We start from the raw sequence: 13,514 nt of genomic DNA on the forward strand, positions 1-13,514 counted from the left end.
ATAGCGTTTTTTATGCAGCGCGGTAAGTATAAGGCCGCCTGACTGCTCAAACCGTCGCCATTCAGGACTGTTTTTTCTGGTTTTTCTGCTGTCGCTCATTATCCTCGGCGCGTTGTCTGGCCTCTTCTTTACGTTTGGTGCTCATATCGTTGCGAATTTGCGCGTGACTCATCAGCGCAAAGATAAAAGTACCACCGCAGATGTTTCCGGCGAGTGTGGGGAGGGCGAAGGGCCAAAAAAAGTCGCTCCAGTGTAGCGTGCCGTTAAACACCAGATAGAGAATTTCAACCGACCCGACGACAATGTGCGTGGTATCACCCAGCGCGATGAGCCAGGTCATCAGGATGATCACCACGATTTTTGCTGCCCCAGCAGCCGGAAACATCCACACCATGGTGGCAATCAGCCATCCCGAAATGATCGCGTTGGCAAACATTTCTGACGGACTGTTTTTCATCACCTCCATACCGATACTGACAAAAGCGTCCCGCGTTTCTTCATCAAATATTGGCATATATTCAAAGGCCCAGGCCGCGATGCCGGTGCCGAGAATATTGCCCAGCAGCACAATTCCCCAGAGTCGCATCAGCAAGCCGATATTGCCTGGCGTTGGCTTGTGCATGATGGGAAGGACAGCCGTTACGGTATTCTCTGTGAACAGTTGTTGGCGTGCCATGATGACAATGATAAAGCCAAAGGTATAACCAAGGTTCTCGAGTAAAAAGCGGCCGGGAACATCATCCAGCTGAACATGAAAAATCCCTTTTGCCAGTAAAGAGGCTCCCATGGAGAGACCGGCAGCAATCGCCGACCACAGCAGCGCCATTGCGTCGCGCTCCAGTTCTTTCTCGCCATCCTGACGGATGTGCTCATGTATGGCCATTGCCCGCGAGGGGAGGCGATCTTCGTCGAGCTCAATTTTCTTGCCGCGCTGTTTCTCTTCGCTTTCTACTTCAAGTCCATCGCTGTTCCGATCGATTTTATCGCTGCTGAGCTTGTCCATCGGGTCACCCTGTTATGAGCACGTATAGCTAAAGCGTAGCGACTTTTTATTCACGGAAGAGATACATACTTTGAAATCGCAAAAATGGTAACGTTTGGTTTTTCGCCGTCAGTTAAAATAGAGGCATTACGAGCGTTGCGTTACCAGGCTATGATCAGATCAACGAGATTGGGTATATAGACATCGTTTGACGTGCTGTTACAATCGCTCACACCTAAACAGGCGGATACGTTTTCGTACCGTCATGGATGGCAATCAGCGATAGCCATAATCAACAGGGAGACATTTATGAAGCTTCGCCTGTCGGCGCTTGCGCTGGGAACCACACTGCTGGTGGGGTGTGCGAGTTCCGGTACAGAACAGCAGGGGCGTTCCGACCCGTTTGAAGGGTTCAACCGCACCATGTACAACTTCAACTTCAATGTGTTGGATCCGTATGTCGTTCGACCGGTCGCTGTCGCCTGGCGTGACTATGTTCCTCAACCTGCACGAAATGGTCTGAGCAACTTTACCGGCAACCTTGAAGAACCCGCGGTAATGGTGAACTACTTCCTGCAGGGCGATCCTTATCAGGGGATGGTGCATTTCACCCGATTCTTCCTGAACACCCTGTTGGGGATGGGCGGCTTTATTGATGTTGCGGGAATGGCGAATCCGAAACTGCAGCGTGCTGAACCTCACCGTTTCGGCAGTACGTTAGGGCACTATGACGTGGGTTACGGGCCGTATATGCAGCTTCCATTCTATGGCAGCTTTACGCTTCGTGACGACGGCGGCGACATGGTGGATGATCTCTATCCTGTTCTTTCCTGGCTGACCTGGCCGATGTCTATCGGTAAATGGACGCTGGAAGGGATTGAGACCCGCGCTCAGCTTCTTGATTCTGATGGCCTGCTGCGCCAGTCTTCCGACCCCTATATTATGGTGCGTGAAGCGTACTTCCAGCGCCATGATTTCATCGCCAATGGCGGGAAGCTTAAACCTCAGGAAAACCCGAACGCGCAGGCGATTCAGGACGACCTCAAAGATATTGATTCTGAGTGATGGCCTGAGGCCAATAAAAAAGGTGAGCCTGAAGCTCACCTTTTTTTATGTCCGGGATAAACTTAGAACGCGTAGTTAAAGTTGGTGCCGAACAGCCAGGCCTTACCTTCAGATTCGAACTGGTATGGACCTTCGTTGATCGTAACGCTTTGACCGTGCATGTAAGAGACGCCGACATCAATAGAGGCATCTTTATTAAAGGCGTAAGTTGTACCTGCGCTCAGCCAGAAACGGTCCTGATCCGGAATAGAGATGGAACGCTTATCGGCCGGGACTGGGCTATCATCAAACGCGATACCGGTGCGGAACGTCCAGTTATCATCGTAATAATAGGTGGTACCCAACGCGATACGGTAAGCATCTTTAAAGCCTTCATCTTTCTGGAACAGCGTGTCGCCACTGGTCGATGTCGCTTTCAGCTCCTGGAACTGACTCCAGCTGGTGTACGCCAGGCTATAGTGAATCGCCCATTGCGGCGCAACGCGGTTATAACCGGAGATTTCCCACATTTCAGGCAGGTTCAGCGTTAAATAGCCTGACTGGGTTGAACCGCCAGTGGCGGTCGGGATTGGGAGGCCAAAACTGTTGAGTCCACTGTTCAGATCGCTACTGTAGTTACCTTTGAAGTCGATTTTCACTTCAGAACGGTACGTTAATGCGTAGCGGTTGTTTTTGTCGACTTCATAAAGGATACCGGCGTTCCAGCCAAAGCCCCACTGATTACCGTTCAGGTGAGCAATATTGGTGTCGCTTGGGATACCGTTTGCTGTCGCTGCCAATTGCTGGCCTTGCGGGGTCTGCCCGAGAGGAGACTGCATAATCTGACCCGCAACCAGTTGACCTAAGTCACCGGCATAGCGATCAATTTTAGCGCGGGCATAGACGGCATTCAGACCGAGACCAAAGCTCCAGCTTTCATTTAAGCGATACGCACCGCTTAAATTCATATTCATGGTTTCGAGGTCGGTCGTACCGCCAACTGAACCTGCGGTGTAAGTATCGTTAAACTCGGTGGCCAGACCGTAGTTAGAGGTAATAGATGCCCCGATACCAAACTGATCGTTAATTGGCGCAACGAAATGTACGTTCGGAACCCAGGCAGTTGGCGCGATGTTATCTGCGTCCAGGCTGCGACCTGACGGCGAACGTCCGCTAATATTAACATCAGGATCGATATACACTGCACCGGCTGAGAACGTCGGGCGATCGAACATGGTGATTAACGCAGGGTTACGACTGACGTTACCCGCGTCGTCTGCGATAGCACCTTCGCCCGAATAGGCCCGGCCAAGGCCAGAGGAAGAAAATTCGTTTAACTGAAAGCCTGCTGACCAGGCCTGTGTGGAGATGATTGCCACTGTGACTGCGAGAGCAGACTTTGTAAACAGGGTTTTCTGGCTCATGACCATAACCTCATTGATTTATTTTTATTCAAACAATGTTACATGCCGTAACAGGAGCGCGAAGTGTAGGGTCTGAGGTACGACAGAGAAATCAGACCAGTGGCGAGAGTATAGGTCTGACCAGATAGAATGTTGCAAGTATGTTTATAAAATTTTTCAATTGTGATCTTAGAAACGCGATCCAGCTGGCAAAATTGGGGGTATGCGCACTCACCCGTTTAGGTGATTTTTGTTTTAGATCATTTTTAAGTGTGATTTCGCTCACTTATCCCATTTCACATCATTAACGACTGGAGAGGTGAATGGCGGGAGCGTAAAATGTCCCCAGCGTTTATCTGGCACCTAAGGTGCGAATACAGAGGAAATCTACAATGAGTAAATGCAGTGCTGATGAAACCCCGGTTTGCTGCTGTATGGACGTTGGGACCATTATGGACAACTCCGACTGCACCGCGTCGTACAGCCGTGTGTTCGCGAACCGCGCGCAGGCTGAAGAAACGCTGGCTGCGTTGACGGAGAAAGCGCGCAGCGTGGAATCCGAACCTTGCCAAATCACCTCCACTTTTACTGAAGAGTCTGAAGGTGTACGTCTGGATATCGATTTTGTCTTCGCCTGCGAAGCTGAAACGCTGATCTTCCAGCTGGGCTTGCGTTAATCCCCTCCTTTCAAACACCCTTGTCAAATACTGGCAGGGGTGTTTTCGTAACGCTATGTAACTATTCACTGTGCCATAGCTCGCACTTTCTAATGTCTCCCCTTGGCTAAATGTAAAAAATTGGTTAAGACTGTGATCAGGTCAGACCACTTAAAATATTTTTTACAGGGGAGTGTTATGAGTCAGGCTTTACCACTGGTCACCCGTCAGGGCGATCGTATTGCCATTGTCAGCGGTTTACGTACACCGTTTGCCCGGCAGGCTACTGCATTTCATGGCATTCCCGCCGTTGATTTGGGGAAAATGGTGGTAGGTGAACTGCTGGCGCGCAGTGAAATACCCCCTGACGCGATTGAACAACTGGTTTTTGGCCAGGTTGTACAAATGCCTGAAGCGCCAAACATTGCGCGCGAAATCGTGCTGGGTACCGGGATGAACGTTCATACGGACGCCTACAGCGTGAGTCGGGCCTGTGCGACCAGTTTTCAGGCGGTGGCGAATGTGGCCGAGAGCCTGATAACGGGCACTATTCGCGCCGGTATCGCTGGTGGGGCCGATTCTTCCTCCGTATTGCCCATTGGCGTGAGCAAAAAGCTGGCGCGCGTGCTGGTGGACGTCAATAAAGCCAGAACGACCGGTCAGCGACTCAAACTCTTTTCCCGCCTGCGTTTACGCGACCTGATGCCGGTTCCTCCTGCCGTGGCGGAGTATTCGACGGGGTTGCGGATGGGGGATACCGCCGAACAAATGGCGAAAACGTATGGTATTACCCGTGAACAGCAGGATGCGCTGGCGCACCGTTCTCACCAGCGTGCCGCTCAGGCGTGGGCCGACGGTAAGTTAGCGGATGAAGTCATGACTACCTGGGCGCCGCCCTTTAACGATCCTTTCTCCGAAGACAATAATATTCGCGGTAACTCTACGCTGGCTGATTACGCAAAACTGCGTCCCGCGTTCGACAAAAAACACGGCACTGTGACGGCGGCTAACAGCACGCCGCTGACGGACGGTGCGGCTGCCGTTATTTTAATGACGGAATCTCGCGCCCGGGAACTGGGACTGGTCCCGCTGGGGTATCTGCGCAGCTACGCCTTTACCGCCATCGATGTGTGGCAGGACATGTTATTGGGTCCCGCATGGTCTACACCGCTGGCGCTGGAGCGTGCTGGATTAACGATGGCCGATTTAACGCTCATTGATATGCATGAAGCGTTTGCCGCGCAGACGCTGGCCAATATTCAACTGCTTGGCAGCGAACGTTTTGCCCGTGACGTTTTGGGACGGGCACATGCAACCGGTGAAGTGGATGACAGCAAATTCAACGTGCTGGGCGGGTCGATTGCCTATGGTCACCCGTTTGCCGCCACAGGTGCACGCATGATCACCCAGACATTACACGAATTACGGCGTCGGGGCGGGGGATTCGGTTTAGTTACCGCCTGCGCGGCGGGTGGTCTGGGTGCGGCAATGGTTCTGGAGGCGGAATAATGGAAATGACATCGGCTTTTACGCTTAACGTGCGTCTGGATAATGTCGCCGTCGTTTCTATGGACGTTCCCGGCGAAAAGATGAACACCTTAAAAGCGGAATTTGCGACGCAGGTTCGCGCCATTCTGAAACAAATCCGTGAAAACAAAGCATTGCGCGGCGTGGTGTTCATTTCCGCAAAGCCAGATAATTTTATTGCTGGCGCCGATATCAATATGATTGGCCATTGCCGCAGCGCTCAGGAGGCTGAAACCCTCGCACGTCATGGCCAGCAGATAATGTCCGAGATTAACGCATTGCCGATCCCGGTCATTGCCGCCATTCATGGTGCGTGTCTGGGCGGGGGGCTTGAGATGGCGCTGGCCTGCCACCAGCGCATTTGTACCGATGATGCAAAAACAGTTCTGGGCCTGCCGGAAGTACAGCTTGGGCTGTTGCCGGGCTCGGGCGGCACACAGCGGTTGCCGCGCCTGGTCGGGGTAAGTACGGCGCTGGATATGATCCTCACCGGCAAGCAATTGCGTGCCAAACAGGCGCTGAAGGCGGGGCTGGTGGATGAGGTTGTTCCCCATTCCATTTTGCTGGAAGCCGCTGTTGAATTAGCCAAACAGGATCGGTCTGCTCATCGTGAATTACCGGTTCGTGAACGCATTCTTGCAGGCCCGCTGGGGCGTGCACTGTTATTTCGTATGGTCAGGAAACAGACGGCGCAGAAAACGCAGGGTAACTATCCGGCCACCGACCGTATTCTTGACGTGTTAGAAACCGGGCTGGCGCAGGGGAGCAGCAGCGGGTATGACGCGGAAGCTCGTGCGTTTGGCGAGCTGGCGATGACGTCAGAGTCAAAAGCCCTGCGTAATATCTTCTTTGCCAGCACAGAGGTGAAAAAAGACCCAGGCAGCGACGCGCAACCCGGCTCGCTCGACAGCGTAGGGATTCTTGGTGGTGGATTAATGGGCGGCGGTATTGCTTATGTTACGGCCTGTAAAGGCGGCGTGCCAGTTCGCATCAAAGACATTAATACGAAAGGAATCAATCACGCGCTGAAGTACACCTGGGATCAACTTGAAACGAAAGTGCGCCGCCGCCATATCAAGGCAAGCGAACGTGACAAACAGCTGGCGTTAATTTCGGGCTCTACCGATTATCGCGGTTTCTCTCACCGGGATCTGGTTATTGAGGCCGTGTTTGAAGATCTGTCGTTAAAACAACGGATGGTGGAGGAAGTTGAGCAGAATTGTGCGTCTCACACGATTTTTGCTTCTAACACCTCATCTTTACCGATTGGAGATATTGCAGCAAAGGCCCTCAGACCGGAACAGGTCATCGGCATGCACTTCTTCAGTCCGGTAGAAAAAATGCCGCTGGTTGAGATAATCCCGCATGCAACCACGTCTGAGAAGACAATTGCGACAACTGTTAAGCTGGCGAAAAAACAGGGTAAAACGCCCATTGTAGTGAGTGATAAAGCGGGGTTCTACGTTAACCGCATTCTTGCTCCGTATATCAACGAGGCAATCCGGTTGCTGACAGAAGGGGAGCGCGTCGAACATATCGACGCAGCGCTCGTAAAGTTTGGTTTTCCGGTGGGGCCAATCCAACTTTTGGATGAGGTTGGAATCGATACAGGCACTAAAATTATACCTGTACTGGAGGCGGCTTACGGAGAACGTTTTAGCGCGCCTGCAAATGTTGTTGCTTCAATTTTGAATGATGATCGCAAAGGTAGAAAAAATGGTCGGGGTTTCTATCTTTATGGTGCAAAAGGGCGTAAAAGCAAAAAACGCGTCGACCCTGCAATTTATACGCTTATTGGCGTGCAAGGGCAGAACAGGTTTTCCGCGCAGCAGATTGCTGAACGTTGCGTGATGTTAATGCTCAATGAAGCGGCACGTTGTTTCGATGAGCAGGTTATCCGGAGCGCCCGCGATGGTGACATCGGCGCTGTTTTCGGTATTGGTTTTCCGCCATTTCTTGGCGGCCCGTTCCGTTATATGGACTCCCTGGGGGCGGGAGAAGTGGTTGCAACGCTGCAACGGCTAAGCGCGCAATATGGCGACCGGTTTACGCCGTGTGAGCCGCTATTGCAGATGGCGCAGCGTGGTGACCGCTTCTGGAAGAGAGGGGGAACGGACCTGTAAGTATAAGGTCAAAGGTAGGATGAATCCGCACCGAATGAATGTATCATGCTCAATTTGTAAACAGAAATTGACTATACTTACGCCATTACGGTAAAAACAGCGTTTCATTCGGTGAGCGGATAAGGCACAATGCCGGCCACCGCATTTTTACCACTACCATTAAGGTATTGAGTACGAATGTGGGTGATTCTGGTTAACAAAAGCGGTGCAATATGCAAGTTTTTATCATGCGTCACGGCGACGCGGCCCTCGATGCCGCCAGTGATTCGGTTCGTCCCTTAACCTCTTGTGGTTGTGACGAGTCCCGCCTAATGGCGAACTGGCTGAAGGGTCAAAAAGTGGATATCGAACGTGTTCTGGTGAGCCCGTTCCTGCGAGCCGAACAAACGCTGGATGTCGTTGGGGAGTGTCTGAACCTGCCGAAGGGCGTCGATATTTTGCCGGAGTTGACCCCCTGTGGCGATGTTGGTCTGGTCAGCGCCTATCTGCAGGCTCTGGCTAATGAAGGTGTCGCTACTGCGCTGGTGATCTCTCACTTACCTTTGGTGGGATATCTCGTGTCTGAACTTTGTCCGGGTGAAACGCCGCCGATGTTTACCACGTCCGCAATTGCGAGCGTAACGCTTGATGAGAGTGGTAACGGTTGTTTCAACTGGCAGATGAGTCCATGTAATCTGAAAATGGCGAAAGCCATTTAACGGTAAAATGCTGGATAAGGCGAAACCGCCCTCTGGCACACACAACGATTAAAAGAGCCGCTGCTGCGGCTCTTTCTGTTTTTGGTGGTTCAGGGAAGCTCGGGTGGTAGCCACTCTTCTACTTCTATCAACACCAGCAGTGCCGCGTCGCCGCCATACTCTTTCGGCGCCTGATGAAAAGCCATCACATGCGGGTGTTGCGCCAGCCATAGCGGTGTCTGCTGTTTAAGGATGTGCTTGCCATGCCCGTGCATCACGCAGGCGCAAAACACATGTTCCCGGCGGCAGGCGGCAATCAATGCGCCTAACTCTTGTTTGGCTTGTTGCTGGGTCAAACCATGCAAGTCGAGAAATAGCTCCGGGGAGTAATCGCCACGGCGCATCTTCTTCAGTTCAAAATGGCTGACGTCGGGACGAAGGTATTTTACCGGACCATCAGTATTCAACAGAGGCTGAAATTCGTCAGAGAAATAGTGACTGGCGTCTGCCTGCTCCGAAAGGAGTCGCTTAACCGGAACCTCGGTGATTTTTTTACGCTGCGGGCGGTGAACAATCGTGTCCTGCTTAATCTGACGGGTGCCGGTCATCAACTGCCGGAACAACGCCTGGTCCTCCTCGCTGAGCGGATTTTTCTTTTTCATTCGCGCGTCTCATCTTCTGTTTTGCGCTAGTTTACCCGACTCCGGGGATATCCGATCCGCCAAAACGTAATTTTCGTGTTCATGCTCTGCGTGAATGCTGATTTATCCCCGTCTTCGTGGCAAACTAGCCGCCGAATTTAATGCGAGCATGCCCTGGAGGAATACGTGGATAAAATTTTCGTCGATGAAGCAGTGAGTGAACTGCATACCATTCAGGACATGTTGCGCTGGGCGGTCAGCCGTTTTAGCGCGGCAAATGTATGGTACGGCCACGGTACGGATAATCCCTGGGATGAAGCAGTTCAACTGGTATTGCCGACGCTGTATTTACCGCTGGATATTCCTGAAGATATGCGTAGCGCGCGTCTGACGCCGAGCGAACGTCACCGCATTGTTGAACGCGTGATCCGTCGCGTTAATGAGCGCATTCCGGTGGCCTACCTGACGAACAAAGCCTGGTTCTGCGGTCACGAATTCTATGTGGATGAACGCGTGCTGGTACCGCGCTCGCCGATTGGCGAACTGATCAACAATCATTTTGACGGGCTAATCCATAGTCAGCCGAAGCATATTCTGGATATGTGTACCGGCAGCGGCTGCATTGCGATTGCCTGCGCCTATGCTTTCCCGGAAGCGGAAGTTGATGCCGTTGATATTTCCACCGATGCGTTAGCGGTGACCGAACACAACATTGAAGAACATGGCTTGCTCAATCACGTAACGCCTATTCGTTCTGATGTGTTCCGTGACCTGCCGAAGGTTCAGTACGACCTGATCGTCACAAATCCGCCGTATGTCGATGCAGAAGATATGTCCGATCTGCCGAGTGAATATCGCCACGAACCTGAACTGGGTCTGGCATCGGGATCCGATGGGTTAAAGCTCACCCGCCGTATCCTGGGCAATGCGCCGGATTACTTGTCTGATGACGGTATTCTGATTTGTGAAGTCGGAAACAGCATGGTACATCTGATAGAACAATACCCGGATGTGCCGTTTACCTGGCTGGAATTCGACAATGGCGGCGATGGTGTCTTCATGCTGACGAAAGCGCAGCTGATTGCGGCTCGTGAACATTTCAGCATCTACAAAGATTAATCAAACGCGCAAACACACAACAACGATAACGGAGCCGTGATGGCAGGAAATACACTTGGACAACTCTTTCGCGTAACCACTTTCGGCGAATCGCACGGGCTGGCGCTCGGGTGTATCGTCGATGGCGTTCCGCCTGGCATCCCGCTGACAGAGGCTGATTTGCAGCACGATCTCGACAGACGTCGTCCGGGCACCTCACGTTACACGACTCAGCGTCGTGAGCCGGATCAGGTGAAAATTCTGTCGGGTGTGTTTGAAGGCGTCACCACCGGCACCAGCATCGGTTTACTGATTGAAAACACCGATCAACGTTCGCAGGACTATAGCGCCATTAAAGACGTTTTTCGTCCGGGCCATGCCGACTATACCTATGAGCAGAAATACGGTTTGCGTGATTACCGTGGCGGCGGGCGTTCGTCTGCCCGTGAAACGGCCATGCGCGTCGCGGCCGGAGCGATTGCCAAAAAATATCTGGCCGAAAAATTCGGTATCGTTATTCAGGGCTGTCTGACCCAGATGGGTGATATTCCACTGGCGATCAAAGACTGGTCGCAGGTCGAGCTTAACCCGTTCTTTTGTCCCGATCCGGACAAAATCGACGCGTTAGATGAACTGATGCGCGCGCTGAAAAAAGAGGGCGATTCCATTGGCGCAAAAGTGACGGTGGTGGCGAACGGCGTACCGCCGGGTCTTGGTGAGCCGGTGTTTGACCGCCTGGACGCCGACATCGCCCACGCGCTGATGAGCATCAATGCGGTAAAAGGGGTGGAAATCGGTGACGGTTTCGATGTGGTCGCGCTGCGTGGCAGCCAGAACCGTGACGAAATCACCAAAGCGGGTTTCCAGAGTAACCATGCCGGTGGCATTCTGGGCGGGATCAGCAGTGGGCAACAAATTGTGGCTCACATGGCGCTGAAACCGACCTCCAGCATTACCGTGCCGGGGCGGACGATCAACCGTTTTGGCGATGAAGTTGAAATGGTAACCAAAGGGCGTCACGATCCTTGTGTTGGTATCCGCGCTGTCCCGATAGCTGAAGCGATGCTGGCGATCGTTTTGATGGATCACCTGCTGCGTCAGCGGGCGCAAAATGCGGATGTAAAGACTGATATACCACGCTGGTAACAGATGAAAAAAACGGTACTTGCACTGCTGGCCCTGTTGGTCAGTAGTGCCAGCCTGGCGGCGACGCCCTGGCAAAAAATAACCCATCCCGTCTCGGGAAGCGCGCAATCTATTGGCGGGTTTTCGAATGGTTGTATCGTGGGCGCCGACACGCTTCCCGTACAGTCTGAATCCTACCAGGTGATGCGCACCGATCAGCGCCGCTATTTCGGCCATCCTGATCTGGTGATGTTTATCCAGCGTCTGAGTACGCAGGTGAGCCAACTGGGGTTGGGGACGGTGCTGATTGGCGATATGGGGATGCCTGCTGGCGGTCGTTTCAACGGCGGACATGCCAGCCATCAGACCGGCCTGGACGTCGATATCTTCCTCCAGTTGCCGAAAACGCGCTGGACGCAGGCTCAACTGTTGCGACCTCAGGCATTGGACCTGGTGGCTGCGGATGGTAAACACGTCGTGCCGTCGTTGTGGAAACCCGAAATTTCCCATCTGATTAAACTGGCGGCGGAAGATAACGACGTCACGCGAATTTTTGTCAATCCTGCGATTAAACAACAACTTTGCCTGGATGCCGGGACCGATCGCGACTGGTTGCGTAAGGTTCGCCCGTGGTTCCAGCATCGTGCGCATATGCATGTAAGACTACGCTGCCCAGCCGACAGCCTTGAGTGTGAAGATCAACCATTGCCGCCACCGGGTGATGGATGTGGAGCGGAGCTACAGAGCTGGTTTGAGCCGCCGAAACCTGGAACAACCAAGCCTGAGAAGAAGACACCGCCACCGTTGCCGCCTTCCTGCCAGGCGCTACTGGATGAGCATGTACTCTAATGGACAACTTTTTAGACCTGTTTATGGTGTCTCCGCTGTTGTTGGTGGTTCTGTTTTTTATCGCGGTGCTGGCAGGCTTTATTGATTCAATCGCCGGAGGCGGGGGGCTGCTGACTATTCCCGCTCTGATGGCGGCGGGAATGTCGCCTGCGAACGCACTGGCGACCAACAAACTGCAGGCCTGCGGTGGCTCCATCTCGGCCACAATCTATTTTATTCGCCGCAAGGTTATCAATCTGGCGGAGCAAAAACTCAACATTGCGATGACCTTCATAGGATCAATGAGCGGCGCGCTGTTGGTTCAGCATGTGCAATCTGATGTGCTGCGTCAGATCTTGCCCGTTTTGGTTATCTGCATCGGTCTTTACTTTTTGTTGATGCCGAAACTGGGAGAGGAAGACAGACAACGTCGTCTTTACGGTCTGCCTTTTGCGCTGATCGCCGGAGGATGCGTCGGTTTTTACGATGGTTTTTTTGGACCCGCGGCAGGATCGTTTTACGCACTGGCTTTTGTTACCCTCTGCGGATATAACCTCGCCAAATCAACGGCTCACGCCAAATTACTTAACGCCACCTCAAACGTGGGCGGTCTGTTATTGTTTATCATTGGCGGAAAAGTGATCTGGGCGACCGGCTTTGTAATGCTGATTGGCCAGTTCCTTGGTGCGCGTATGGGCTCCCGACTGGTATTGAGCAAAGGGCAAACCCTAATTCGGCCCATGATCGTTATCGTTTCGGCGGTGATGAGCACCAAACTACTTTATGATAGCCATGGACAGGAGATCCTCCACTGGTTGGGGATGAGCTAATGAACAGTACACATCACTACGAACAGTTGATTGATATTTTTAATGGCTGTTTTGCCGATGGGTTTAATACCCGTCTGATTAAAGGCGATGACGAACCGATCTATCTTCCTGCTGACGCTGAGATCCCCTATCACCGTATCGTCTTTGCCCATGGCTTTTACGCCAGCGCCCTGCATGAAATTTCGCACTGGTGCATTGCGGGTAAAGCGCGTCGGGAGCTGGTCGATTTTGGTTACTGGTACTGCCCGGACGGCCGGGATGCGCAGACTCAGAGCCAGTTTGAAGATGTGGAAGTGAAACCACAGGCATTTGACTGGTTATTTTGCGTGGCGGCGGGTTATCCGTTCAACGTCAGTTGCGACAATCTGGAAGGCGACTTTGAGCCGGACCGCGTGGTGTTTCAGCGTCGGGTACATGCTCAAGTGATGGAATATCTGGAAAAAGGTATCCCTGAGCGTCCAGCACAATTCATTAAAGCGCTACAGAATTATTATCACACGCCTGATCTTAAGGTGGAACAGTTCCCGTGGCCAGAAGCGCTCAACTGAAGCCAGCGCCACGTTTACAATGAGGAAAGAAG

The 13,514-nt window shown here is 52.6% G+C and carries 13 protein-coding genes; 10 read left to right on the forward strand and 3 right to left on the reverse strand.

Annotation, left to right across the window (positions count from 1 at the left end; translation table 11 throughout):
* Nucleotides 1–61: 61 nt before the first annotated feature.
* Complete coding sequence (locus JM656_RS06885; RefSeq protein ID WP_203360537.1) at nucleotides 62–1,003, reverse strand: formate/nitrite transporter family protein; 942 nt, start codon at nucleotides 1,001–1,003, stop codon at nucleotides 62–64.
* A gap of 288 nt (nucleotides 1,004–1,291) precedes the next feature.
* Here JM656_RS06885 and mlaA point away from each other — a divergent pair, with 288 nt between their 5' ends.
* On the forward strand, nucleotides 1,292–2,047 hold the full coding sequence (gene mlaA / locus JM656_RS06890; protein WP_162383129.1) for a phospholipid-binding lipoprotein MlaA: 756 nt from the start codon (nucleotides 1,292–1,294) through the stop codon (nucleotides 2,045–2,047).
* 62 nt (nucleotides 2,048–2,109) lie between these two features.
* Here the strand turns inward: mlaA and fadL are convergent, their stop codons facing one another.
* A complete protein-coding gene (fadL, locus tag JM656_RS06895) occupies nucleotides 2,110–3,450 on the reverse strand; it encodes a long-chain fatty acid transporter FadL (protein WP_203360538.1) in 1,341 nt (446 codons plus the stop codon).
* Between the two features lie 371 nt (nucleotides 3,451–3,821).
* Between fadL and JM656_RS06900 the strand changes: the two genes are divergently transcribed.
* The 4 genes from JM656_RS06900 to sixA all read left to right on the forward strand — a co-directional run bounded on the left by JM656_RS06900 (nucleotide 3,822) and on the right by sixA (nucleotide 8,433).
* Nucleotides 3,822–4,106 (forward strand): YfcZ/YiiS family protein, encoded by a 285-nt coding sequence (locus JM656_RS06900; protein WP_162383127.1) that lies wholly within the window; start codon nucleotides 3,822–3,824, stop codon nucleotides 4,104–4,106.
* Nucleotides 4,107–4,283: 177 nt separating this feature from the next.
* Nucleotides 4,284–5,594, forward strand: coding sequence for an acetyl-CoA C-acyltransferase FadI (fadI, locus tag JM656_RS06905; protein WP_203360539.1), 1,311 nt, complete (start codon nucleotides 4,284–4,286; stop codon nucleotides 5,592–5,594).
* Nucleotides 5,594–7,735 carry a fatty acid oxidation complex subunit alpha FadJ gene (fadJ, locus tag JM656_RS06910; RefSeq protein ID WP_203360540.1) on the forward strand — a complete coding sequence of 714 codons (2,142 nt, stop codon included), beginning with the start codon at nucleotides 5,594–5,596 and terminating at the stop codon, nucleotides 7,733–7,735. The genes fadI and fadJ overlap by 1 nt, the downstream gene beginning before the upstream one ends.
* A 212-nt stretch (nucleotides 7,736–7,947) precedes the next feature.
* Entirely contained in the window at nucleotides 7,948–8,433 is a 486-nt protein-coding gene (sixA, locus tag JM656_RS06915) for a phosphohistidine phosphatase SixA (protein WP_203360541.1), read from the forward strand.
* An 89-nt stretch (nucleotides 8,434–8,522) separates the two neighbouring features.
* On the opposite strand, the gene smrB is transcribed toward sixA, so the two are convergent.
* Nucleotides 8,523–9,074, reverse strand: a complete 552-nt coding sequence (smrB, locus tag JM656_RS06920) for an endonuclease SmrB (protein WP_192612936.1) — start codon at nucleotides 9,072–9,074, stop codon at nucleotides 8,523–8,525.
* A gap of 165 nt (nucleotides 9,075–9,239) precedes the next feature.
* Between smrB and prmB the strand changes: the two genes are divergently transcribed.
* From prmB to JM656_RS06945, 5 genes are read left to right on the forward strand one after another with little or no spacing between them, the layout of a single operon-like run.
* Nucleotides 9,240–10,172, forward strand: a complete 933-nt coding sequence (gene prmB / locus JM656_RS06925) for a 50S ribosomal protein L3 N(5)-glutamine methyltransferase (RefSeq protein WP_203360542.1) — start codon at nucleotides 9,240–9,242, stop codon at nucleotides 10,170–10,172.
* A 39-nt stretch (nucleotides 10,173–10,211) separates the two neighbouring features.
* Nucleotides 10,212–11,297, forward strand: a complete 1,086-nt coding sequence (aroC, locus tag JM656_RS06930; protein ID WP_192612934.1) for a chorismate synthase — start codon at nucleotides 10,212–10,214, stop codon at nucleotides 11,295–11,297.
* Between the two features lie 3 nt (nucleotides 11,298–11,300).
* Nucleotides 11,301–12,125, forward strand: coding sequence for a penicillin-insensitive murein endopeptidase (gene mepA, locus JM656_RS06935; RefSeq protein ID WP_203360543.1), 825 nt, complete (start codon nucleotides 11,301–11,303; stop codon nucleotides 12,123–12,125).
* Nucleotides 12,125–12,934, forward strand: a complete 810-nt coding sequence (locus tag JM656_RS06940; protein ID WP_203360544.1) for a sulfite exporter TauE/SafE family protein — start codon at nucleotides 12,125–12,127, stop codon at nucleotides 12,932–12,934. The genes mepA and JM656_RS06940 overlap by 1 nt, the downstream gene beginning before the upstream one ends.
* Complete coding sequence (locus JM656_RS06945) at nucleotides 12,934–13,482, forward strand: elongation factor P hydroxylase (protein ID WP_192612931.1); 549 nt, start codon at nucleotides 12,934–12,936, stop codon at nucleotides 13,480–13,482. The genes JM656_RS06940 and JM656_RS06945 overlap by 1 nt, the downstream gene beginning before the upstream one ends.
* Nucleotides 13,483–13,514: the final 32 nt, after the last annotated feature.

The organism is Citrobacter sp. R56, assembly GCF_016811995.1.
In the GTDB taxonomy this organism is placed as follows: domain Bacteria; phylum Pseudomonadota; class Gammaproteobacteria; order Enterobacterales; family Enterobacteriaceae; genus Citrobacter_D; species Citrobacter_D enshiensis.

Coding starts and splice junctions, on each gene's coding strand:
- JM656_RS06900 (WP_162383127.1), top strand. CDS start 3,822: ATGAGTAAATGCAGTGCTGATGAAACCCCGGTTTGCTGCTGTATGGAC.
- smrB (WP_192612936.1), bottom strand. CDS start 9,074: ATGAAAAAGAAAAATCCGCTCAGCGAGGAGGACCAGGCGTTGTTCCGG.
- fadJ (WP_203360540.1), top strand. CDS start 5,594: ATGGAAATGACATCGGCTTTTACGCTTAACGTGCGTCTGGATAATGTC.
- mlaA (WP_162383129.1), top strand. CDS start 1,292: ATGAAGCTTCGCCTGTCGGCGCTTGCGCTGGGAACCACACTGCTGGTG.
- fadL (WP_203360538.1), bottom strand. CDS start 3,450: ATGAGCCAGAAAACCCTGTTTACAAAGTCTGCTCTCGCAGTCACAGTG.
- JM656_RS06945 (WP_192612931.1), top strand. CDS start 12,934: ATGAACAGTACACATCACTACGAACAGTTGATTGATATTTTTAATGGC.
- sixA (WP_203360541.1), top strand. CDS start 7,948: ATGCAAGTTTTTATCATGCGTCACGGCGACGCGGCCCTCGATGCCGCC.
- JM656_RS06885 (WP_203360537.1), bottom strand. CDS start 1,003: ATGGACAAGCTCAGCAGCGATAAAATCGATCGGAACAGCGATGGACTT.
- JM656_RS06940 (WP_203360544.1), top strand. CDS start 12,125: ATGGACAACTTTTTAGACCTGTTTATGGTGTCTCCGCTGTTGTTGGTG.
- fadI (WP_203360539.1), top strand. CDS start 4,284: ATGAGTCAGGCTTTACCACTGGTCACCCGTCAGGGCGATCGTATTGCC.
- aroC (WP_192612934.1), top strand. CDS start 10,212: ATGGCAGGAAATACACTTGGACAACTCTTTCGCGTAACCACTTTCGGC.
- mepA (WP_203360543.1), top strand. CDS start 11,301: ATGAAAAAAACGGTACTTGCACTGCTGGCCCTGTTGGTCAGTAGTGCC.